A 20,861-nucleotide genomic window follows, 5' to 3' on the forward strand; every position below is an offset into this window, starting at 1 on the left:
CGCGGCCCGCGCGGCCGTGGTGTCAGACGACCCCCTGCGCCGTCATCGCCTCCGCCACCCGCAGGAAGCCCGCGATGTTGGCGCCCAGGACGTAGTCGTCCGGGGTGCCCGCGTAGGTCTCGGCGGTGGCGCGGCACTGGGCGTGCACGCTCCGCATGACGGTGGCCAGCCGGGTCTCGGTCTGCTCGAAGGTCCACACGTCGCGAGAGGCGTTCTGCTGCATCTCCAGCGCGGAGGTGGCCACACCGCCCGCGTTGGCAGCCTTGCCGGGGCCGAACAGGACGCCCGCCTCCCGGAAGACCTCGATCGCCTCCGGGGTGCACGGCATGTTGGCGCCCTCGGCGATCGCGAGGACGCCGTTCTTCACCAGGACGCCCGCCTCCTGTCCGCCGAGTTCGTTCTGCGTGGCGCACGGCAGGGCGATGTCGCAGGGCACCTCGAAGACCGAGCCCCGGTCCGAGAACCGTGCGGTGGGCCTGGCCTCGGCGTAGGCCGACAGCCGGGCCCTGCGTACTTCCTTGACCGCCTTGAGCAGCTCCAGGTCGATGCCGTCCGGGTCGACGAGGTATCCGGAGGAGTCGGAGCAGGCCACGACGGTCCCGCCCAGCGCGTGCACCTTCTCGATCGCGTAGACCGCCACGTTCCCGGAGCCGGAGACCACGACCTTGCGGCCGTCGAAGTCCTGCCCGCGCGTGGCCAGCATCTCCTGCGCGAAGTACACCGCGCCGTAGCCGGTGGCCTCGGTGCGGGCCTGCGAGCCGCCCCAGGAGAGGCCCTTGCCGGTCAGGACGCCCGCCTCGAAGCGGTTGGTGATCCGCTTGTACTGGCCGAAGAGGTAGCCGATCTCGCGCCCGCCCACCCCGATGTCGCCCGCGGGGACGTCGGTGTGTTCGCCCAGATGCCGATACAGCTCGGTCATGAAGGCCTGGCAGAAGCGCATGACCTCGTGGTCGCTGCGGCCCTTGGGGTCGAAGTCCGAGCCGCCCTTGCCGCCGCCGATGGCCAGCCCGGTCAGGGCGTTCTTGAAGATCTGCTCGAAGCCCAGGAACTTCACGATGCCGAGGTTCACGCTGGGGTGGAAGCGCAGGCCGCCCTTGTAGGGGCCGAGCGCGCTGCTGAACTCGACCCGGTAGCCGCGGTTGACCTGCACGCGCCCGGCGTCGTCCACCCACGGCACCCGGAACATCAGCTGCCGCTCGGGCTCGCACATCCGCTCGGGGATCAACGCGTCGACGTACTCGGGGTGCGCCTGCAAGGCCGGCGCCAGCGTGTGCAGCACCTCTCCCACCGCCTGGTGGAACTCGGTCTCCCCGGGATCGCGCCGGCAGACCTGTGCGTAGACGGCCTCGATGTGAGCACTGGGATTCATGCGCGCCTGCTCTCCTGTGATCCGCCAGGCACTCACCTCGTCCGGCGTGCCTGGCCCGTGTTCTGACAACGAGTACGGACGACAGGAGTCCCGGTGTCAGTGAAGATGGACACAGATGCCGGAACGCGGGGCCTCCCGCCGGGCGGGTCCGGCGCCGGGAGCCCGTACGGTCCGGACACGAAAAGGCGAACGGGTGTACGTAACAGGCCCGTTGGGACATAGGTTGTGGATCGAACTGCTCACGCCTCGGCTGAAAGACGGACGCCCCTCATGACCGACCATGTGACTTCGCCCGGACCAGCGGCTCATCAGAAGATCGACACATCGGTGCCGCACTCGGCCCGTATCTGGAACTACTGGCTCGGCGGGAAGGACAACTACCCCGTCGACGAGCAGGCGGGCGACGCCTACACGGCCGTGTTCCCCGGCATCGTCACCATCGCCCGCAGCAGCCGTGCGTTCCTGCGCCGCAACATCACCTACCTGGTCTCCGAGGCGGGCATCCGGCAGTTCCTGGACGTCGGTACCGGCCTGCCGACAGCCGAGAACACGCACGAGGTCGCCCAGCGGATCGCCCCCGCGTCGCGGATCGTCTACGTCGACAACGACCCGATGGTCCTGGCGCACGCCCGCGCGCTCCTCTACTCCACCGCCGAGGGCGCGACCTCGTACGTGGACGCCGACGTACTGGACCCCGAGCGCATCCTGGAGGCCGCCGCCGGCACGCTGGACCTCGGCCGTCCCACCGCTCTCATCCTGAGCAACATCCTGGGCCACATCGCCGACCACGACCGGGCCCGCTCCATCGTCACCACGCTGATGGCGGCGCTGCCGTCCGGGAGCTACCTCTCCGTCAACGACGGTTCGCGGGGCGTCGACCCGGTCTTCGAGGCGGCGCAGGACGCCTACAACGAGAGCGGCGCCGTGCCCTACAACCTCCGTACCGTCGAGGAGATCACGGCGTACTTCGACGGCCTGGAACTCCTGGACCCCGGGGTCGTGTCGGTCCCGCTCTGGCGGCCCGAAGGCACCTCCCCCGCCCCGGACGTCATCGGCGAACACGGCGGTCTCGCCCGCAAGCCGTGACCGGCGCCCCTGCCGCCGCCCCGGCCGAAGGGCCCTGATGTCCGTCCCGCCGCACCGGTCCGTCACGACCGGTGCGGCGGACCCGTTCCGGCCCTCGGGCCGATATTGACGGACAATGTGAGTACTACGTAAGGTCGGCAACGGCATTGAGTGTCAGCGTCAAGCCCTGGCTCGCTGACCGGCAACCCTCCCACGCGGTGGGGTGCTCCAGGTGAAAGCCCGGCGGAGTCACCGACTCCGCAAGCGCGTGGCCCCGTTCGAGGGCCTGAGAGGTGGAGGAGCAGCGTGCGGCACTGCGGCGACCTGACTGCCCCGATCACCACCACGGCACCGTTCTCCGGCTTCTCCCGCCGTCGCCACATCGATCTGCGGCGTTCCGCCAGCTGTCTGTGTCAGGGCTGATCACGCCCTTCCCCACCGGCTGACCCCCGCCCACCGCGCGGTCACGCCGTCGTCGGCGCATTCGTCGACACCACCTCCCCCGGACAGTTCTGAGCAGTGCCGCCCGTGGCCACCCGTGCCCGGCCGGCACCGTCCGCGCATCGCCATGCCCTGGCTCGGCCCCGGCAGGTGCGCGGTGACCTTGGAGTAGGAGAACCATCCCGTGATTGCGCATCCGGATTCCCGTACCCGCCGCTGGGCGGCGCTCGCCGCGCTGGTGAGCGGCAGCCTGCTGCTCGGCGCCTGCTCGTCCGCCGACGGCGGCACCTCCACCGGCGACGGCGGCCGCCCGAAGCCGGGCGGCACCCTGACCTTCGCGGTGAGCTCCGACGCCGGCTGCGCGGACCCGCAGCAGGTGGGCAGCAACGACACCATCTACTCCCTGCGCCAGGTCGTCGACTCGCTGACCGACCAGGACCCGAAGACGGGCAGGATCGTGCCGTGGCTCGCCAAGAGCTGGGAGGTCAGCGCGGACGCCACGACGTTCACGTTCCACCTGAGATCCGGGGTGACCTTCAGTGACGGCAGCGCGCTGACCGCACACGTGGTGAAGGACAACTTCGACGCCGTCCCGGAACTCGGCGCGCTCGGCACACTGGCCCAGGGCTACCTGAGCGGCGTGGAGAGCACCACCGCCGTGGACCCGCTGACGGTCCGGGTCCGATTCAAGCAGCCCAACGCCCAGTTCCTCCAGGCCACGGCGACCCACTCGCTCGGCATCGAGTCGTCGGCGAGCGCCAAGCAGAGCCCGCAGACCAAGTGCAGCAAGGGCGTCGTCGGTTCCGGGCCGTTCGTCCTGAACGGCTATGTGCAGAACCGGTCGATCACCTTGGCCAAGCGCGCAGGGTACGCCTGGGGCTCCTCGCTGTGGACCAAGAAGGGCGAGGCCTACCTGGACAAGCTGGTGTTCAAGGTGGTGCCCGAGGCGGGCGTGCGCAGCGGCAGCCTCCAGTCCGGCCAGGTGGACGCGATCGGCAGCGTCGGCAAGGCCAACGAGGCCGCTCTGCAAGGCGGTACGGTCGCATTGCAGCAACGGGCCAACCCGGGCGTCGTGTTCAACCTCGGCCTCAACAACTCCCGGCCGCTGCTGAAGGACACGAAGGTGCGTCAGGCGATCCTGGCCGCCGTCGACCGGCAGCAGATCGTCGACGCCGTCTTCCCGACCGGCACCCGCCCGGCGACCAGCATCCTGGCGCACACCACACCGGACTACACCGACCTCGGCAAGGATCTGGCGTTCGACGAGGCCAAGGCGAAGTCCCTGCTGGACTCGGCGGGTTGGAGGACGAACGGCGACGGCGTCCGCGTCAAGGACGGCAAGAAGCTGAGCCTGACCGTCAAGTGGTTCGCCAACGCCGCCACCAACCAGCCCGCGCTGGAGCTCGTCCAGCAGCAGCTCAAGGCCGTCGGCATCGACGTGGTGCTCAAGCAGCTCCAGATCACCCAGTTCTCCCCGACCTTGCAGTCGGGCGACTTCGACGCGGTGTGGGGCAACGTGACCCGCGCCGACCCGGACATCCTGCGCAGCTCCTACTCGACCCTGCTGGCCGACTTCTACCACCTGCCCGCCGGTCCGCTGGACACCGTGCTGACCCGGCAGGCCGCGACGACCGACGCGGCCCGGCGCAAGCAACTGGTCGCCCAGGCGCAGACGTTGATCGTGCAGAACGCCTACGTCGTACCCGTGGTGGAGCTCCAGACGCAGCTGGGTATGGCGAAGAAGGTGCACGACCTCGCCTTCGACGCCTCCAGCCGGGTCCAGCTGCACGACACCTGGATCGGATAGCGGCCGGCATGCGTCTCTACGTGGCCAAACGACTCGCACAAGCACTCGGGGTGCTGTGGGCGGCCTACACCGTCTCCTTCCTCGTGCTGGACTTCCTGCCCGGTGATCCCGTCTCCGCGATGGCCGGGGCCGGCGCCGACACCGGCCAGGTCGATCCCGCCCGGCTCGCGGCCCTGCGGCACGCGTACGGCTTCGACAAGCCGGTGCTCGCGCAGTACGCCGACCACCTCGGCAGAGCGGTGCGCGGCGACTTCGGCGACTCGGTGTCCACCGGCCGGCCGGTGACGTCGACCCTGGCCGACGCGCTGCCGCAGACACTCCAGCTGACCGGCGCCGCGCTGCTGCTCGCGGTGCTCCTCGGCGGCGGACTGGCGGTGGCGGCGACGTACACCGGCCGGCGGTGGCTGCGGCAACTGCTGCTGTCGTTGCCGCCGCTGGGCGTGTCCGTACCGACCTTCTGGGTCGGGCTGGTGCTCGTCGAGCTCTTCTCCTTCCGGACGCGCCTGTTCCCCGCGTTCGGCAACGACGGACCGCGCGGCCTGGTGCTGCCGGCCGTGACCCTCGCGATCCCGACCGGCGCCCTGGTCGCACAGGTCCTGGCCAAGAGCCTGTTCACGGCGCTCGACCAGGCCTACGTCGAGACCGCCCGCGCCAAGGGCGCCGGGCGGCTGCGGATCCATCTGCGGCACGCGCTGCGCAACGCCTCCCTGCCCGCCCTGACGGTCGTCGGACTGCTGGCGGGCCAGCTGATCGCCGGTTCGGTCGTCGTCGAGACGGTGTTCTCGCGCGACGGCCTGGGCCGGGTCACCGCCGCCGCGGTCACGGTGCAGGACATCCCGCTCGTCCAGGGGGTCGTGGTGTTCGGCGCGCTGATCTTCGTGGCGGCCAACCTGGTCGTCGATCTCGTCTACCCGTTGCTCGACCCGCGGATCGTGGTGGCCCCGGGCAGGAAGGTGCGTCTCGCATGAGCCGGAGTCTCGCCGACGGTTCCGCAGCCACGGACACCGAGGCGGCACGGGCGGCCGGAGCCGCCACGACCGCCGGGGCCGAGGCCGCGGCCGGCCCGCTGCGGCCGGTGGATCCCGTCACCGATCCGAGCCCCGGCGGGGTCGCCGGACGCGGCGCCGGAGCGCAGCAGGTCCTGCGCTTCCTGCTGGCCCGGCCCGGACTGCTGCTCTCGGTCCTGGTGCTGGCGCTCGTGGTGCTGGCCGCGTTCCGGCCCGGTCTGTTCACCTCGCTGGACCCCCTGCACGGGGTGCCCTCGGAGAACTTCCGCGGCCCGGGCGGCGGGCACTGGTTCGGCACCGACGAGCTGGGCCGTGACGTCTTCTCACGGGTCGTGCACGGTGCGCAGCTCTCGCTGAAGGCGACCCTCATCGCGGTGGGCTTCGCATTCGTGGTCGGCGGGATCATCGGTCTGGTCGCCGGGTTCGTGGGGCGCTGGGTCGAGGACGTGCTGATGCGCTTCGTCGACGTGCTGCTGTCGATCCCGTCGCTGTTCCTGTCCCTCGCCCTGGTCACCGCGCTGGGCTACGGGACGGTGAAGGTGGCGGTCGCGGTCGGCATCGCCAGCGTCGCCGGTTTCGCCCGGGTGACGCGCGCCGAGGTGCTGCGGGTGCGGCAGGCGGTGTTCGTCGAGGCGTCGCGGTCCTGCGGCGCCCGCTGGTACTCGGTACTGGGCCGGCACGTGCTGCCCAACGCGGCGGGTCCGGTGATCGTGCTCGCGACCCTCGAGTTCGGCTCTGCCGTCCTCGCCGTGTCCTCGCTGAGCTTCCTCGGCTACGGGGCGCCGCCGCCCGCGCCGGAGTGGGGCACGCTGATCTCCGACGGGCGCAACTACCTGGCCAACGCCTGGTGGCTCACCGTGCTGCCCGGCCTCGCGATCGCGGCGACGGGCCTCGCCACCAACCGCGTCGCCCGGGCGCTGGACGGCGAATGGTCGCGCCGGCGATGACCGGCCCCGCGACGAACGGACCCGCGGCGAACCGGACCGGGACCGACCGACCCGAGACGACGGAGCAGCAGGTGCCCGACGAAACCGTGCAGGACCGGCAGGTGCCCGGCACGCCCGCGCCCCACCGGGCAGTACTCGATGCGCCCGGGGAAGCCCGGCCGGGGTCCGGGGAGCACGCCACGGACCGGCCCGCGTCCGGGGCACCCGCACCCGGCGAGGCCGTGGGGAAGGAGCACCCGCTGCTGGAGGTGCGGGATCTGTCGGTGTCGTACCGCACGCGTGGCGGCACCGTGCGGGCGGTGCGGGGCGTCGACCTCGACGTGTGGCCGGGGCAGATCACCGCGGTGGTGGGCGAGTCGGGTTCCGGGAAGAGTACGACCGCGCACGCGATCACCCGGCTGCTGGCCGCCAATGCCCACGTCGACGCCGGTACGGTCAGCTTCGGCCGCCACGATCTCACCGCGCTGTCCGAACGCGAGCTGCGTACCGTACGCGGCGCGCGGATCGGGCTGGTGCCCCAGGACCCGACGGTGTCGCTCAACCCCGTCAAACGCGTCGGTGAGCAGGTCGCCGAGGTGCTGCGCATCCACGGGCTGGCGACCCGGCGCTCCGCACCGGCGGCCGCGATCGCCGTCCTGGAGCGGGCCGGACTGCCCGACGCCGCGGTCCGCGCCCGGCAGTACCCGCACGAGCTGTCCGGCGGGATGCGCCAACGGGCCCTGATCGCGGTCGCGATCGCCGCCGGTCCGGAGCTGATCATCGCCGACGAGCCGACGAGCGCCCTGGACGTCACCGTGCAGCGCGTCATCCTCGACCACCTCCAGCACCTCACCGAGGAGTCCGGCACCGCCGTCCTGCTGGTGACGCACGATCTCGGGGTGGCCGCCGACCGCGCCCAGCGGATCGTCGTCATGTCCGAGGGGCAGGTCGTGGAGGCAGGCCCCACCCGGGAGGTCCTGGAGAACCCGCGGCACGCGTACACCCGGCGGCTGCTGGCCGCCGCGCCCAGCCTGGCCACGGCCCGCCCGCGCCCCACCGGTCCCACCGGCCCCGCGGACACGCCGGCTCCCGGTACGGCCCCGCTCGTGGAGGTCCGCAACCTGGTCAAGGAGTTCCGGCTGCCCGCGGCCGGCGGCGGGGCCCGCACCCTGCGCGCGGTCGACGACGTCAGCCTCACCCTGCACCGCGGCCGGACGCTCGCCCTGGTCGGGGAGTCCGGCTCCGGGAAGTCGACCACCGCGCGCCTGGTCCTGCGGCTGGCCGAACCGAGCGCCGGGAGCGTCCTGTTCGACGGCGCCGACGTGACGACCGCCCGCGGGGCGCGGACCCGGGAGCTGCGCCGGCGGGCCCAGCTCGTCTACCAGAACCCGTACGCCTCGCTCGATCCCCGGTTCTCCATCGGGGAGGTGATCACCGAGCCGCTGCGGGCGTTCCGGGTCGGCGACCGAGCCTCGCGGCTCGCCCGGGCGCGGGAACTGCTCGGCAAGGTGGCGCTGCCCGCCTCCGTCCTGGACCGTCGCCCGGCCGAACTCTCCGGCGGGCAGCGGCAGCGGGTCGCCATCGCGCGCGCCCTCGCGCTCTCGCCGGACCTGGTGGTGTGCGACGAGCCCGTGTCGGCGCTCGACGTGTCCGTCCAGGCCCAGGTCCTCGACCTGCTCGCCGAACTCCAGGCCGACACCGGGGTGGCGTACCTCTTCATCTCGCACGATCTGGCCGTCGTACGCCAGATCGCCCACCGGGTCGCCGTCATGCGGTCCGGCCGCATCGTCGAGACGGGCACCGCCGAGGAGTTGTTCACCCGTCCCCGCCACGACTACACCCGCGAACTGCTCGCGGCGATCCCCGGCGGCCGCCACGCGCCGTCCGGGGCCGCCGCGTCATCCGAAACCGAGGAGCTCATATGACCGTGCACGACACATCGACCGATCTGGACGCCTTCGCCGACGACTGGCGGGAATGGCACCGTGGGCAGGAGGAGCGGCTCGCGGACCCGCACGGGTTCCTGGCGGTCACCGGCCTGCACTGGCTGAGCGAGCGTCCGGAGCGCTTCCCGGACGCCCCGGGCGCGTGGTCGACCGGCGCCGACGGCGTCCTCGTGGTCCTCGACGAGGGCGAGGAACTGGTGATCGACGGCGTGGCCGTCCGCGGCGAGCACCGGTTCGGCGTGATCCCGGAGCGCTCCGGGATCACGCCGTCTGGGGCGATGCCGTCGTCGAGGTGGCCAAGCGCGGCGGACAGGACATCGTCCGGCCCCGGCACCCGGACGCGCCGCTGCGCACCGCCTTCAACGGCACCCCGGCCTACGAGCCGCATCCCCGATGGGTGGTGACGGGCCGTTACACGGCGTTCGACCAGCCCCGGCCGACGACGGTGGGCGCGGCCGTCGAGGGGCTGGAGCACGTGTACGACGCTCCGGGCAGGGTCGAGTTCGAGCTGGCCGGACAGCCCCTGGCGCTGACCGCGTTCCCCGGTCACGGGCCGGGCGGTCTGCTGGTGCTGTTCACCGACGCGACCTCGGGCGTCACCACGTACGCGGCGAACCGGGCCCTCGCGCTGGACGCGCCCGCCGCCGACGGCACGGTCGTCCTCGACTTCAACCGGGCGACCAACCTGCCGTGCGCGTACACCGATCTGGCCACCTGCCCGCTGCCGCCCGCGGAGAACCGGCTGCCCGTGCCGGTCGAGGCGGGCGAGCGGATCCCCCGCGAGCGCGGCGGGTCGTGACCACCGTGCGCCGATGAGCCGACCCCGACCCTGAGGACGAGCACCGCATGAGCATCCCCACCATCACCTCGCTGGCCTTTCTCACGCCCGGCAACTTCGCCGACGACGATCCGTACACCGGTCTCGAAGAGACGCTCCAGCTGTTCGAGTACGGCGAACGGACCGGCTTCGACGGTGCATGGATCCGCCAGCGCCATCTGGAGCACGGCGTGGGCTCGGCCGCGGTGTTCCTCGCCGCGGCGGGTCAGCGCACCGAGCGGGTCGAGCTGGGCACCGCGGTCATCCCGATCGGGTACGAGAGCCCGTTCCGGCTGGCCGAGGACCTGGCGCTGGCCGACGTCCTGTCCCGGGGGCGGCTCCAGGCCGGGTTCAGCACCGGCATGCCGCACGCCGAACTCCTCGGCGACCTGGTGTACGACGGTGACTGGCGCGACTTCGACCTGTCGTACGGCAGGATCGCCCGGGTCATCGACAACCTGCGCGGGGACTACCTCGGGGGTCCGGACACGGTGATCCGCTCGCCGGGCAACGTCCAGCGCCCCCGGTTGCAGCCGCACGACCCGGGGCTGCTGGACCGGGCCTGGTACGGGGGCGGCAGTCTGCGCTCGATCCGGTGGGCCGCCGGGCAGGGGCTGAACCTGCTCACCGGCAACATCGTCACCGGTGAGGGCACCGACGACTTCTCCACCGCCCAGCTCGCCCTGGTCTCGGAGTACCGGCGCACGGTCCCCGCCGGGCGTCCGGCGCGGATCGGGCTCGGGCGGGTCGTCGTGCCCTTCGACAGCGCCGACGCCGCCACCCGCGCCCGCTACCGGGAGTACGCGGCGGCCCGGCACGCGCGCACGCTGGGCCCGCAGGGCGCCGGCCGGACCCTGTTCGCCCCCGACCTGGTCGGGACCGCGGAGCAGATCCTGGAGCGGCTGGCCGCGGATCCCGTGGTCGGGGCCGTGTCGGAACTGCGGCTGGAGCTGCCGTACGAGTTCCACCGGGCCGACTACGAGCAGATCCTGCACGATGTGCGGCACCTGATCGCGCCGGAGCTGGGCTGGCGCCCCGCCGGAGCGGACACCGGGGCCGCACGGCCGGTCGCCGCCGGGGGCGCGGGCGGGACGGGCCGGTGAGCGCGGGTGCGCGGGACGGGCCGGTGAACGGGAGTGCGCGGGACCGGTCGGCGCCGTGGTCGGCCGCCGGCCCCGCGCGCCCCGGTCACACCAGGCGTCGGATGTCACCGCGGACCCGGTAGAAGCCGCCGGCCGCCGTGTGCAGGGAGTCCACGACGTAGCGCGCTCCGGGCTCGCGTATGTCGCGCGGGAACTGGACGTTCATGGACGAGTCGTAGCCGTCGGACACCACGTGGACCCGGACCCGGCCGGCCTCCTGGACACACTCGACGACGACGGCGCCGGAGGGCGCCCGGGTCACGGTGGCGACCGTGGCCGCGGCGGTGGCGGGCACGTAGGTGGGCAGGGCGGCGGCGAGCTTGACGTCCCGTGCCACCGGTACCGTGCCCTGCTGGGCGGCGGTGACGGCCGCCTCGCTCGCGTCCACGCACACCAGCGAGCCGTCCGTGGTCACCAGGTAGAGCCGGTCGTCGCGGTACTGCATCGACAGCGCCGAGCCGCCGCCCGTGCCGAGCTTCCACAGACGGGTGCCGTCCCGGTCGAAGCAGTAGACGGACGAGGAGGCGTCACCCGCGAAGACGAACCTCCCGCTCGGCGAGGTGGCGCACGAGTACACCGCGCTGTCGCAGCCGTAGGTGGCCTCGACGGCCCCGGTGGCCTTCGACAGCCGCTGCACCACCTTGTGCGCGGTGCCCGCGTACACGGCGTCCTCCTCCTGCCAGCCGAACAGGACACCGCCCCGGGTGGGCGTGTGCCACAGCTCGCCGCCGCCGTCGGGCGCGTAGGCGGTGACGCCGCGGTGGTGCCCGTGGTAGACGGCCCGGTCGTCCGCGCGGACCATCCAGGCGTGCTCCCCCTGGCTGCGCCGGGCCCACTGGTGTTCGTCCTCGTGGTCGATGACGGTGAGCCGGCCGTCGCGGTCCGACACGTTGAGCAGGCCCTCGTGGATGTCCAGCCAGAAGATGTCGACATCGGCCGTGATGTCGTACGCGGCGAAGGGGAGCTTCGAGGACAGGTCGTAGACCTTGCCGTCGTCACAGCCCGCGTAGATCCAGAAGTCGTCGGCGACCAGGCACTTCACCCCGTCCGGGAGGCTGAAGCGGGCCAGGACGCCGCCGTCGTGGTCGAGGGTGTAGACGTCGCCCGCCTGGTTGCCGACCCAGCAGCGGTCGTCGTCCACGTGGATGCCGAACGCCGAGGAGCCGGTGCGGAAGCGCCACAGCACCGGGGCGACGGCACGCGCGGTGGACGGCGCCGAGGTCACCTCGCGGCGGGTCACCGCGCGCGGGGCGCGCTGTCCGGCGACGGCCGGGGCGTATCCCTTGCGGACCTTCTCGCCGACCTTGCGCGCGGCGGCGGCACGGGCCTTCTCCACGGTGGGGAACGTCGTCGTCTGGAGCTGTCCGGTGGCGCCGATCCGCCCGTACCGCACCGTCACCACCACGCCGTCCACGGCCACTTCGTAGAACTTGTGGGCACCGCCGCCGTCCTGCGAGAGCTCCAGATACGTCGTCGACACGGTGCTCGACCCGGTAGCCATGACAAACCCCTCCCCAGGGTGGACCCGCGGCCTTTCCGGCAGGTCCCACTCCCTGAACCGTAGGGGCAGCCACTGACAATCGCGTTCGCGGCCGTCAGCTTCCCGGGCTCCCGGGGTCGTCCGGATCCTTCGGGCCCTCGGGTCGATCGACGCCCTGGGTGGCATCGCCGGGCCCGGGGTTCCCGACAGGACCGGCCTTCCCGGCGGGACCGGCCTTCTCGACGGGCCCCGGGTCGGTGCTCGGCGTGCCGTTCTCGGCGTCCTTCGTGGGGCGTCCCGGCGGTGCGTCGCCGGCGGCCAGGTGTTCCAGGACCTCGACCAGTTCCTGACAGGCGCGTTCCACCGAGCGCCTGGTGTTGCGCTGTTCGGCGATCACCGCGGAGAGCAGCAGGGCGGTCAGCGCCATCGTCCCGTTGAAGGCCTGGAGCTTGATCATCACCTCGATGCGGCTCAGCCGCTCGAAGGGGCCGACGCCGTCCGTCGCGGCGACCGTGGCCAGGACGGACGTGAACAGGGCGCACAGCATGCTGCCCGCCAGCTCGAAGCGCAGCGCCGCCCAGATCAGCAGGGGGTAGACGAGGAAGAGCAGGCTGACGGAGCTGTAGGTGGCCAGCGGGACGAGGGCGCAGGTGACGAGGGCGAGGCCCACGGCCTCCTTCCAGCGGGACAGCCGGAAGGGTCTGGTGACCGTGTGCAGCACCAGCAGGACCGGCGTGACGATGAGGACGCCCATCGCGTCCCCGACCCACCAGGCCAGCCAGACCGGCCAGAAACTGTGGGCGGCGAGCCGGTCGGCGAGGACGAGCAGGCCGACCCCGACGGTCGAGCTCAGCAGCATCGCCGTGAGGGCGCCCAGGAAGACGAGGGCCAGGCCGTCGCGCAGCCGGGCCAGGTCGTTGCGGAAGCCCACCTTGCGCAGCATGAGGTACGCGCAGACCGGGGCGGCTGTGTTCCCGATCAGGTTGCCGACGGCCGCGGGCCGCAGCGGGCCCAGCGACATGATGACGAAGAGGGAGCCGAGGGTGATGCCCGGCCAGCAGCGGATGCCGAGGATCAGCAGCGCGGCGAGCGCCACTCCCGTGGGCGGCCAGATGGGCGTGAAGACCGCGCCCTCGACGACGAGCTCCCGCACCAGCCCGAGGCGCCCGGCCGCGTAGTAGCCGAGGGCGACGGCCAGCGTCTGTACGACGAGGACGGCCCGTCGGCGCAGATCCGGGGAAGCCACCACAGGAGCCATCAGACACCGGTGCGGCGCCGTCGGCGAGGCGAGACGCGCGGGGCCGGGCCCTACGGTCCCGCCAGGGGGACGTCGGGGGCCGTCCGCCCGTCGTGCCCCACGACCAGGACGGCCGCGTCGTCCTCGTGTCCGACGCGCTCGGCCCCCTTGATCACCGCGGTGGCGAGCGCGTCCGCCCGCATGCCGGCGACCGCGGCGATCCCGGCGAGCCGTACGACCTGGTCGAGGCCCTCCTCGACACTCAGGGTCGGCCCCTCCACCACACCGTCGGTGAGCAGGACGAAGATTCCGCCCTTGGTGAGCCGGTAGCGGGTGACCGGGTAGTCCGCGCCCTCCAGGACACCGAGGGGCGGTCCGCACTCGTCCTCGGCGACACCGGACTTGCCGTCCGCTGTGGCCCACACGCACGGGATGTGGCCCGCTCGGGCGCTCTCCAGGGCCCCGGTGGCGGGATCGAGCCGCATGAAGATGCAGGTGGCGAAGAGCTCGCTGCCCAGGGAGAGGAGCAGTTCGTTGGTCCGCGCGAGCAGCGCGCCGGGCTCGCCCGTGACGGAGGCGAGGGCCCGCAGTCCGACCCGGACCTGGCCCATGAACGCGGTCGCCTCTATGTTGTGGCCCTGGACGTCGCCGATGGACAGGCCGATGCGCCCGTCCGGCATGGTGAAGGCGTCGTACCAGTCGCCTCCGACGTTGAGGCCGTGGCAGGCGGGCGCGTACCGCACCGCCAGTCGGAAGCCGGGGGCGGTGGGCAGGCCTCGGGGCAGCATGCCGCGCTGGAGGGCGAGGGCCAGCTCCACGCGGGATCGTTGCAGCTCGGCGCGCTCGCGCGCCTGCGCGGTCAGCGAGCCGAGTCTGGCCAGCAGCTCGTCACCGTCGTCCGTGGGGCGCTTGCGCGACATCGATCACTCCGGCGGGACGGCAGCCCGACGGGGGCCACTCATCGGGCAAAACACACATTTTACCTTCAGAGGATGATAACGGCCCCGGATCCGACCCCACATGTGCGCCCGCACCGGCCCCGGGTCCCAGGTGTCGGCCCCGGGCCTCAGGTGCCCTCGGGTGCCGACCCCGGGGCCGGGGCCGCGACGGTCAGCCGGCGAGCGCCGCGTCCACCACGTCCTTGGCCTCCTCCTGGACCTGCCGCAGGTGGTCGGGGCCGAGGAACGACTCTCCGTAGATCTTGTAGACGTCCTCGGTGCCGGAGGGGCGGGCGGCGAACCAGGCACTGGCGGTGGTCACCTTGATGCCGCCGATGGCCGCGCCGTTGCCGGGCGCCTCGGTGAGCACGCCGGTCACCGGCTCGCCGGCCAGGGTGTCGGCGGTGATCTGCGCGGGCGAGAGCTTGCCGAGGAGGGCCTTCTCCTCGCGGGTGGCCGGGGCGTCGATGCGCGCGTAGGCGGGGGCGCCGAAGCGGTCCGTCAGGGCGCTGTAGTGCTCGGACGGGGTCTTCCCGGTGACCGCCGTGATCTCGGAGGCCAGCAGCGCCAGGATGATGCCGTCCTTGTCGGTCGTCCAGACCGAGCCGTCCCTGCGCAGGAAGGACGCGCCGGCCGACTCCTCCCCGCCGAAACCGAGCGAGCCGTCGACCAGCCCGTCCACGAACCACTTGAAGCCGACGGGCACCTCGACCAGCCGGCGTCCGAGATCGGCGGCCACCCGGTCGATCATCGAGGACGACACCAGGGTCTTGCCGATGCCCGCGTCGGCGGGCCACTGCTCGCGGTGCGCGTAGAGGTAGGCGATGGCGGCGGCCAGGTAGTGGTTGGGGTTCATCAGCCCGGCGTCCGGCGTGACGATGCCGTGCCGGTCGGCGTCGGCGTCGTTGCCGGTCGCGATGCTGAACCGGTCGCGCTGCTCGATCAGCGAGGCCATCGCGTACGGCGACGAGCAGTCCATCCGGATCTTGCCGTCCCAGTCCAGGGTCATGAAACGCCAGGTCGGGTCGGTGAGCGGGTTGACTACGGTCAGGTCGAGCCGGTGCTGTTCGGCGATCCGGCCCCAGTAGGCGACGGACGCCCCGCCCAGCGGGTCGGCGCCGATACGGATCCCGGCGGTGCGGATCGCGTCCAGGTCGAGGACGCTCGGCAGGTCGGCGACGTACGCACCGAGGAAGTCGTGGCGGCCGGTCGTGGGCGCGGCGAGGGCCCGCGCGCAGGGGATGCGCCGCACGTCCTCGAGGCCGGCGGCGATGATCTCGTTGGCCCGGTCCTGGATCCAGGAGGTGGCGTCGGATCCGGCGGGGCCGCCGCTCGGCGGGTTGTACTTGAAGCCGCCGTCGCCGGGCGGGTTGTGCGACGGCGTGACGACCACCCCGTCGGCGAGGGCCGCGGTGCGGCCGCGGTTGTGGGTGAGGATCGCGTGCGAGACGGCGGGGGTGGGCGTGTACCCGTCGGCGCTGTCGATGAGCACCGTCACCCCGTTGGCCGCGAACACCTCCAGGGCGGTGACCCGGGCGGGCTCGGACAGGGCGTGGCTGTCGGCCCCGAGGAAGAGGGGGCCGTCGGTGCCCTGGGTGGCCCGGTACTCGCAGATGGCCTGGCTGGTCGCGGCGATGTGGTCCTCGTTGAACGCCGTGTTCAGCGAGGAACCCCGGTGCCCGGAGGTGCCGAACGCCACCCGCTGCGCGGGGTCCGCCGGGTCGGGGTGCAGCGCGTAGTACGCCGTGACCAGCCGGGCGACGTCGACGAGGTCCTCGGGGCCGGCCTTCCTGCCCGCTCGCTCGTGCTGCATGTGCCCGCTCCTCCGCATCGGTCGATCATGGCTTGCACCTCCCATCCTCCCTTGTGGTGGCGCCTGTCCGCGAGTACGGGTCGTCTCGGGGCGGCCGGAGCGTCCGGACCGGATCCACCGGCCGCACGCGGGACGGCGATACCCCGGCGGACGCACCGACTTCCGCTCCGGACTGTGGCGTCTCAACATCGCGGACGGAAAGCAGGGCCGGGGCTACGGACGCTTCGCCGTGCGGTCGGTGGGCGACGAGATCCGGCGCCGAGGAGGCACCCGTGTGACGACCACCTGGCATCCCGGACCGGACGGCCCGACGGGCTTCTACCGGGCACTCGGCGTCCCGGCAGGCGCGTGGGCCGGCCGGTGCGGGGCTTTTTCGGCCGGTTTCCCGGTTGCCTCTTCGGTTGGGCAACCGACGGCTTCTCGACATGGGCGCTCCGCCCCGGCAAGGCTGGCCCGCCGACGGACATCCGGACGTCGTGAGGGACAGACCGAAGTGGGGGACCAGCTCAATGTGGGTGAGACGTCTTTGGCGGACGCTGACCGTTGCCCTGGCAACGATGACGGCCGTCCTCGTGGTACCGGCCGTGGCCCGGGCGGACAACGCCCAGCCGCTGAACCAATGCCAGATCGCCGGGCCGGCCAGCCCGCAGGCACAGACCGCCGTGGCCTTCGCGTGCGCCGCCTGGCGGGCCCGGACACCGTACACCTGGGGCGGGGGCCACAACCCGGGCTATGTCGGGCCGACCTACGGTTCCGTCGACTGGAGCGACGTCCAGCACTCGTGGCGGGACCCCTGGATCAAGGGACTGGACTGCTCGGGTTTCGTGCGGTGGGCCTGGTACCGGGCGATGAACCGCGACGTCCTGCCCGGTACCGCGCTGGACCAGTACCGCAGCTCCAACGCGTTCCAGGTGTACCCGGCGCACAACGGCGGCTCGGGGATCGAGGGCTATCTGCTCGCCGGTGACCTGGTGTTCACCTCCGGCAACGGCAGCGTCGCCGACATCTCGCACGTGATGCTCTACCTGGGCGACGGCAAGGTCGTGGAGGAGTGGCAGTCGGGTGAGGTGGCCCGGGTGACCACGCTCGCCTCCCGTACCACCGACGGCCGTCTGGTCGGTGCGGTCCGCGTCCGCAACCAGGGCGCGCTGGAGCAGCCCGGCAACTACTCGGCGGCGAACCCCGCCATCGACCCGAACAACCCCTTCGCGTACGTCCTCGCGCCCGGCGCCGGCGGGGGTGGGGGCGGCGGCAACGGCATTCCCGAACGCATGTGGGCGACCGACGTCAACGTCCGCCTGCACCCGAACCGTTCGGCGAACGTCGTGACCAGCCTGCCGTCCCCGACGATGGTGTACGTCAGATGTCAGCAGCACGGTGAGTCCGTCACCGACGAGGGCTACACCAACGACGCCTGGTCGTACCTGCCCGATCTGGGCGGCTGGATCAGCAACATCTACCTCCAGGGTCCGGCTTGGTTCAGTGACGTCCCGCAGTGCGGCACCGGGGAGACGGACTCCAGCGTCGGCAGCGGCTCCAGCGCGCCCAACGGGGCGGGCGGCCCGAACCGCACCTGGGGCACCGACGTGGCCGTCCGCTCCACGCCGTACACCGACTCGACCTCGACCGTGCTGACGCGGCTCACGGGGCCGACGGCGGTACAGCTCAGCTGCCAGAAGCACGCCCAGACCGTGACCGCCGAGGGCTACACCAACGACGCCTGGTCCTACCTGCCCCAGTACGGCGGCTGGATCAGCAACATCTACCTCCAGGGCGACGCCTGGATCGCCGGGATCCCCTCCTGCGACGGCAAGGGCACACCGACACCTGCCGGTACCCGGCCGGGCCAGACCTGGGGAACCGACGTGGCCCTGCGCGTCGATCCCTCCACCTCCAGCGGCCTGGTGACCCGGCTGAGCACCCCCACCGCCGTCGCCATCAGCTGCCAGAAGCACGCCCAGAGCGTGACCGCCGAGGGCTACACCAACGACGCCTGGTCCTACCTGCCCCAGTACAGCGGCTGGATCAGCAACATCTACCTCCAGGGCGACGCCTGGCTGGCCGGCGTGCCCGCCTGCTGACCCCACGGCGCGAGGGAGTCCTTCCCGCCCTCCCGCCCTTTGCGTCCTTTCCGTCCTTCCCGTGACGGACGAAGCGGCGCGCGACCGCGGCACCGGGTCGCGCGCCGCCGCCGTGTGCGGTCGACTTCCGCGGCTGCTGGCGTGGTCGGCCGCCGATGGCACCGAGGGGCGTAGGGTCCGGGCCTGTGAGCAGCTCGCCCCGGCCCGACTGGGCCGTCCTCCACCATGCGTACGGCCGCGCGGAGGACGTCCCCGGCCGACTGGCCGCGCTGTCCGGCGCCGATCCCGTGGCGCGCGGTGCGGCCGTGTCGGCGCTGAGCTCGAGCGTCTGTCACCAGGGCACGCGGTGGCCGGCGAGCGCCCATGTGGTGACTCCCCTGGTGGCGCTCGTGGACACGCCCGCGACGCCCGATCGGCCGACAGTGGTGCACCTGCTGCACGCCGTGGCCCTCGGCGAACCGAGCGACGACGTCCTCCCCTTCGAACCGGGGCACGTCTTCGCCGCGGCCGAACGCGTCGGCCCGTCGGACGAGGCCGCCGTGCTCCGCGTGCTGTTCGAGAACGACGACCCCGACCCCGATACGGTCGCCGACGTCGCCGACGCCGTCGCCGTGCGCTGGGCCGCCGACGCCTACCACGCGGCCGAGCGCCATACGCCGTCGTTCACGACCTGGCTCCAGGATCCCGAACCCGCCGTGGCGGCCCGGGCGGCAGCGCTGCTGGCCTGGTTCCCCCGGGTCCCCGCACTCGCGACCGCACTGGCCGGCGTCGGGATCGACACGGGTACCGTCCGCGCGTCGGCGAATCTCGCCCTGGCGTTCCTCCCCGACCCGCCCGGATCCGGCGAACTCGCGGCACTTACGGCCTCCTTGGCGTCGACGGACGAGACGGTACGGGTGAGCGCCGCGGTCGCGCTGGCCCGCCGCCGGCCGACGGCCCTGCCGGACGAGGCCCTGACCGTCCTGATCGGCGCCGACGACGAGATCACCGGTGTCGTACCGGGATGGGACCGCCCCCTGCGCGGCCACGTCGCACTCGCACTGCAACGCCTCGGCCTGTGACAACTCCCCTGCGGCGGGGGCCGGTAGCGCGCCCTGTCAGGCCGGTGCGGCCCGTCGGGCCCGCCGGACCCGTGCGCCCGGTCCGGCTCGTGCGGCCCCTCAGGTGACCGCGGCAGCGTGAGTCCGGGGTATCGCCCGGAGGGCGATGTCGACGGTGGCGTGGAGGGCCGCACGGGTCGCTCCGGCCGCCGCGTGCACGGCGTTGCCCTCGCTGACCACCATGACGTACCGGGCGAGCGCGTCAGGGTCGGTCCCCGCGGGCAGGTCGCCCTCCTCGACGGCGCGGGTCAGCCGTCGCGCCAGGGCGTGCTCTCCGGCGAGGCGGCTGTCGGCCAGGAACCTGGCGATGCGGCCGCTCTCGCCGCCCTCGGCCAGGCCACCCTGCACGGACAGGCATCCGGAGGGGCGGTCGGCGCGGGTGAGCGCGTCGGCGTTGGCACGGAGGAAGGACTCGACGACCTCGTACGCGGTCGGTTGCGTGAGGGCCTCGCGGGCGTAGGCCATGTCGGCCTCGGCGTAGCGGGCGACGGCCCGGTGGAACAGCTCCTCCTTGTTGCCGAACGCCGCGTACATGCTCGTGCGGTTGATGCCCATGGCCTCGGTGAGGTCGGTGAGCGACGCGCCTTCGTACCCCTGGCGCCAGAAGATCTCCACCGCGCGGTCCAGCGCGTCGTCCGCGTCGAAACCCCGGGGTCTGCCGCGTACGGCCATGCCGCCCTCCTGGTGTCCGCACTCCCGTGCCGGCTCTCCCGCGCCGGCCCCTCAAATTTTAACCGAGCGGTACGGAATAGGTCTCCGGGTGCCGTGGTTCTCCACTACCGAACGATTTAAGAACCGAGCAGTACAGAAAAGGAGAACCCACCATGGGACAGCTGGACGGCAAGACCGCCCTCGTCACCGGCGCCACCTCCGGCATCGGCCTGGCCGCCGCCCGGCGGCTGGCCGAGGAAGGTGCTCACGTCTTCCTCACGGGCCGTCGCCAGGAAGCCCTCGACAAGGCGGTGGCCTCCATCGGCGACCGCGCCACCGGAGTACGCGCCGACGTCGCGAGCCTCGACGACCTCGACCGGCTCTTCGCGCAGATCGAGCGGCACGGGAGCCTCGACATCGTCTTCGCCAACGCGGGCGGCGGTGAGTTCGCGGCCCTGCCCGACATCACCTGGGACCACTACGCCGACACCTTCAACACCAACGTCGGCGGCACCCTGTTCACCGTGCAGAAGGCACTTCCGCTGCTCAACCCGGGCGCGTCGATCATCCTGACCAGTTCCAACATCGACACCAAGGGCGCCGCGTCCTTCAGCGTCTACGCCGCGACCAAGGCGGCGCTGCGCTCCCTCACCCGCAGCTGGGCGGCGGAGCTCGTCACCCGCGGCATCCGCGTCAACAGCATCGCGCCCGGGCCGATCGAGACGCCCGGCCTCAGCGGCCTCGCGGGCGGCCCGGAAGCAGCCGAACAACTGCTTCAGGGCCTGGCCGCCGGAGTCCCCATGAAGCGGCTCGGCCGCCCGGAGGAGATCGCCGAGACCGTCCTCTTCCTCGCCGGCGAGGCCGGCAGCTACATGACCGGCGCCGAGATATACGTCGACGGCGGCGCCAGCCAGATCTGACCACCGCGGCCGACAGCCTGAACCCCCGCCCCTGACACAACCCGCAACGGGGCGGCCGGCCGGACTCTCGGAGCCGGCCGGCCGCCCCGACCACCCCGCCCCCCTTGCCCGGAGGAATCAC

The 20,861-nt window shown here is 72.5% G+C and carries 16 protein-coding genes, 2 pseudogenes and 1 riboswitch; of the genes and pseudogenes, 12 read left to right on the forward strand and 6 right to left on the reverse strand.

The window, feature by feature from the left end; genetic code table 11:
- Positions 1 to 22 precede the first annotated feature (22 nt).
- A complete protein-coding gene (gdhA, locus tag Saso_RS25910; RefSeq protein WP_189924886.1) occupies positions 23 to 1,369 on the reverse strand; it encodes an NADP-specific glutamate dehydrogenase in 1,347 nt (448 codons plus the stop codon).
- Between the two features lie 270 nt (positions 1,370 to 1,639).
- Here gdhA and Saso_RS25915 point away from each other — a divergent pair, with 270 nt between their 5' ends.
- From Saso_RS25915 to Saso_RS25945, 8 genes and pseudogenes are all read left to right on the forward strand, one after another.
- Complete coding sequence (locus Saso_RS25915; protein ID WP_189924885.1) at positions 1,640 to 2,455, forward strand: SAM-dependent methyltransferase; 816 nt, start codon at positions 1,640 to 1,642, stop codon at positions 2,453 to 2,455.
- 142 nt (positions 2,456 to 2,597) lie between these two features.
- Positions 2,598 to 2,707, forward strand: a riboswitch (SAM riboswitch).
- 33 nt (positions 2,708 to 2,740) lie between these two features.
- Entirely contained in the window at positions 2,741 to 2,857 is a 117-nt protein-coding gene (locus Saso_RS39105) for a putative leader peptide (RefSeq protein WP_351004746.1), read from the forward strand.
- Positions 2,858 to 3,059: 202 nt separating this feature from the next.
- Positions 3,060 to 4,682, forward strand: a complete 1,623-nt coding sequence (locus Saso_RS25920) for an ABC transporter substrate-binding protein (RefSeq protein WP_189924884.1) — start codon at positions 3,060 to 3,062, stop codon at positions 4,680 to 4,682.
- Positions 4,683 to 4,690: 8 nt separating this feature from the next.
- Complete coding sequence (locus tag Saso_RS25925; RefSeq protein WP_189924883.1) at positions 4,691 to 5,650, forward strand: ABC transporter permease; 960 nt, start codon at positions 4,691 to 4,693, stop codon at positions 5,648 to 5,650.
- Positions 5,647 to 6,636 (forward strand): ABC transporter permease, encoded by a 990-nt coding sequence (locus tag Saso_RS25930; protein ID WP_229901398.1) that lies wholly within the window; start codon positions 5,647 to 5,649, stop codon positions 6,634 to 6,636. Before Saso_RS25925 ends, Saso_RS25930 begins: the two co-directional genes overlap by 4 nt.
- Positions 6,618 to 8,540: an ABC transporter ATP-binding protein gene (locus Saso_RS25935; RefSeq protein ID WP_372442492.1), complete on the forward strand. Its 1,923-nt coding sequence runs from the start codon at positions 6,618 to 6,620 to the stop codon at positions 8,538 to 8,540. Before Saso_RS25930 ends, Saso_RS25935 begins: the two co-directional genes overlap by 19 nt.
- Positions 8,537 to 9,360, forward strand: a pseudogene (locus Saso_RS25940) (DUF1684 domain-containing protein). The gene Saso_RS25935 and the pseudogene Saso_RS25940 overlap by 4 nt, the downstream one beginning before the upstream one ends.
- A gap of 47 nt (positions 9,361 to 9,407) precedes the next feature.
- Positions 9,408 to 10,481, forward strand: a complete 1,074-nt coding sequence (locus Saso_RS25945; protein ID WP_189924882.1) for an LLM class flavin-dependent oxidoreductase — start codon at positions 9,408 to 9,410, stop codon at positions 10,479 to 10,481.
- Positions 10,482 to 10,566: 85 nt separating this feature from the next.
- Here the strand turns inward: Saso_RS25945 and Saso_RS25950 are convergent, their stop codons facing one another.
- The 4 genes from Saso_RS25950 to pgm form a co-directional block, all read right to left on the reverse strand.
- Positions 10,567 to 12,021, reverse strand: coding sequence for a WGR domain-containing protein (locus Saso_RS25950; RefSeq protein WP_189924881.1), 1,455 nt, complete (start codon positions 12,019 to 12,021; stop codon positions 10,567 to 10,569).
- A 94-nt stretch (positions 12,022 to 12,115) separates the two neighbouring features.
- Positions 12,116 to 13,258 (reverse strand): MASE1 domain-containing protein, encoded by a 1,143-nt coding sequence (locus Saso_RS25955; protein WP_189924879.1) that lies wholly within the window; start codon positions 13,256 to 13,258, stop codon positions 12,116 to 12,118.
- Between the two features lie 50 nt (positions 13,259 to 13,308).
- The gene (locus tag Saso_RS25960; protein WP_189924877.1) at positions 13,309 to 14,157 is read right to left on the reverse strand and encodes a PP2C family protein-serine/threonine phosphatase; all 849 of its coding nucleotides are present in this window, start codon (positions 14,155 to 14,157) and stop codon (positions 13,309 to 13,311) included.
- 190 nt (positions 14,158 to 14,347) lie between these two features.
- Positions 14,348 to 15,988 (reverse strand): phosphoglucomutase (alpha-D-glucose-1,6-bisphosphate-dependent), encoded by a 1,641-nt coding sequence (gene pgm, locus Saso_RS25965; RefSeq protein ID WP_189924876.1) that lies wholly within the window; start codon positions 15,986 to 15,988, stop codon positions 14,348 to 14,350.
- 145 nt (positions 15,989 to 16,133) lie between these two features.
- Between pgm and Saso_RS38445 the strand changes: the two are divergent.
- The 3 genes and pseudogenes from Saso_RS38445 to Saso_RS25975 form a co-directional block, all read left to right on the forward strand.
- A pseudogene (locus Saso_RS38445) lies at positions 16,134 to 16,331 on the forward strand (GNAT family N-acetyltransferase); the annotation flags it as partial.
- Between the two features lie 214 nt (positions 16,332 to 16,545).
- Positions 16,546 to 18,069 (forward strand): C40 family peptidase, encoded by a 1,524-nt coding sequence (locus Saso_RS25970; RefSeq protein ID WP_189924875.1) that lies wholly within the window; start codon positions 16,546 to 16,548, stop codon positions 18,067 to 18,069.
- A 185-nt stretch (positions 18,070 to 18,254) separates the two neighbouring features.
- Positions 18,255 to 19,130: a hypothetical protein gene (locus tag Saso_RS25975; protein WP_189924874.1), complete on the forward strand. Its 876-nt coding sequence runs from the start codon at positions 18,255 to 18,257 to the stop codon at positions 19,128 to 19,130.
- 99 nt (positions 19,131 to 19,229) lie between these two features.
- On the opposite strand, the gene Saso_RS25980 is transcribed toward Saso_RS25975, so the two are convergent.
- Positions 19,230 to 19,841 carry a TetR/AcrR family transcriptional regulator gene (locus Saso_RS25980; protein WP_189924873.1) on the reverse strand — a complete coding sequence of 204 codons (612 nt, stop codon included), beginning with the start codon at positions 19,839 to 19,841 and terminating at the stop codon, positions 19,230 to 19,232.
- 152 nt (positions 19,842 to 19,993) lie between these two features.
- On the opposite strand from Saso_RS25980, the gene Saso_RS25985 reads away from it, so the two are divergent.
- Positions 19,994 to 20,740, forward strand: coding sequence for an SDR family NAD(P)-dependent oxidoreductase (locus tag Saso_RS25985; protein ID WP_189924872.1), 747 nt, complete (start codon positions 19,994 to 19,996; stop codon positions 20,738 to 20,740).
- The last annotated feature ends 121 nt before the right edge of the window (positions 20,741 to 20,861 follow it).

Origin of the sequence: Streptomyces asoensis (assembly GCF_016860545.1) — a bacterium.
GTDB classification, from domain to species: Bacteria; Actinomycetota; Actinomycetes; order Streptomycetales; family Streptomycetaceae; genus Streptomyces; species Streptomyces asoensis.

Bases quoted from the DNA above. Each gene is read 5' to 3' on its own strand.
- Saso_RS25925 (WP_189924883.1), top strand. From the start codon at position 4,691: ATGCGTCTCTACGTGGCCAAACGACTCGCACAAGCACTCGGGGTGCTG.
- Saso_RS25985 (WP_189924872.1), top strand. From the start codon at position 19,994: ATGGGACAGCTGGACGGCAAGACCGCCCTCGTCACCGGCGCCACCTCC.
- Saso_RS25970 (WP_189924875.1), top strand. From the start codon at position 16,546: ATGACGGCCGTCCTCGTGGTACCGGCCGTGGCCCGGGCGGACAACGCC.
- Saso_RS25955 (WP_189924879.1), bottom strand. From the start codon at position 13,258: ATGGCTCCTGTGGTGGCTTCCCCGGATCTGCGCCGACGGGCCGTCCTC.
- Saso_RS25945 (WP_189924882.1), top strand. From the start codon at position 9,408: ATGAGCATCCCCACCATCACCTCGCTGGCCTTTCTCACGCCCGGCAAC.
- Saso_RS25915 (WP_189924885.1), top strand. From the start codon at position 1,640: ATGACCGACCATGTGACTTCGCCCGGACCAGCGGCTCATCAGAAGATC.
- Saso_RS25930 (WP_229901398.1), top strand. From the start codon at position 5,647: ATGAGCCGGAGTCTCGCCGACGGTTCCGCAGCCACGGACACCGAGGCG.
- Saso_RS25935 (WP_372442492.1), top strand. From the start codon at position 6,618: ATGGTCGCGCCGGCGATGACCGGCCCCGCGACGAACGGACCCGCGGCG.
- pgm (WP_189924876.1), bottom strand. From the start codon at position 15,988: ATGCAGCACGAGCGAGCGGGCAGGAAGGCCGGCCCCGAGGACCTCGTC.
- gdhA (WP_189924886.1), bottom strand. From the start codon at position 1,369: ATGAATCCCAGTGCTCACATCGAGGCCGTCTACGCACAGGTCTGCCGG.
- Saso_RS25950 (WP_189924881.1), bottom strand. From the start codon at position 12,021: ATGGCTACCGGGTCGAGCACCGTGTCGACGACGTATCTGGAGCTCTCG.
- Saso_RS25960 (WP_189924877.1), bottom strand. From the start codon at position 14,157: ATGTCGCGCAAGCGCCCCACGGACGACGGTGACGAGCTGCTGGCCAGA.
- Saso_RS25980 (WP_189924873.1), bottom strand. From the start codon at position 19,841: ATGGCCGTACGCGGCAGACCCCGGGGTTTCGACGCGGACGACGCGCTG.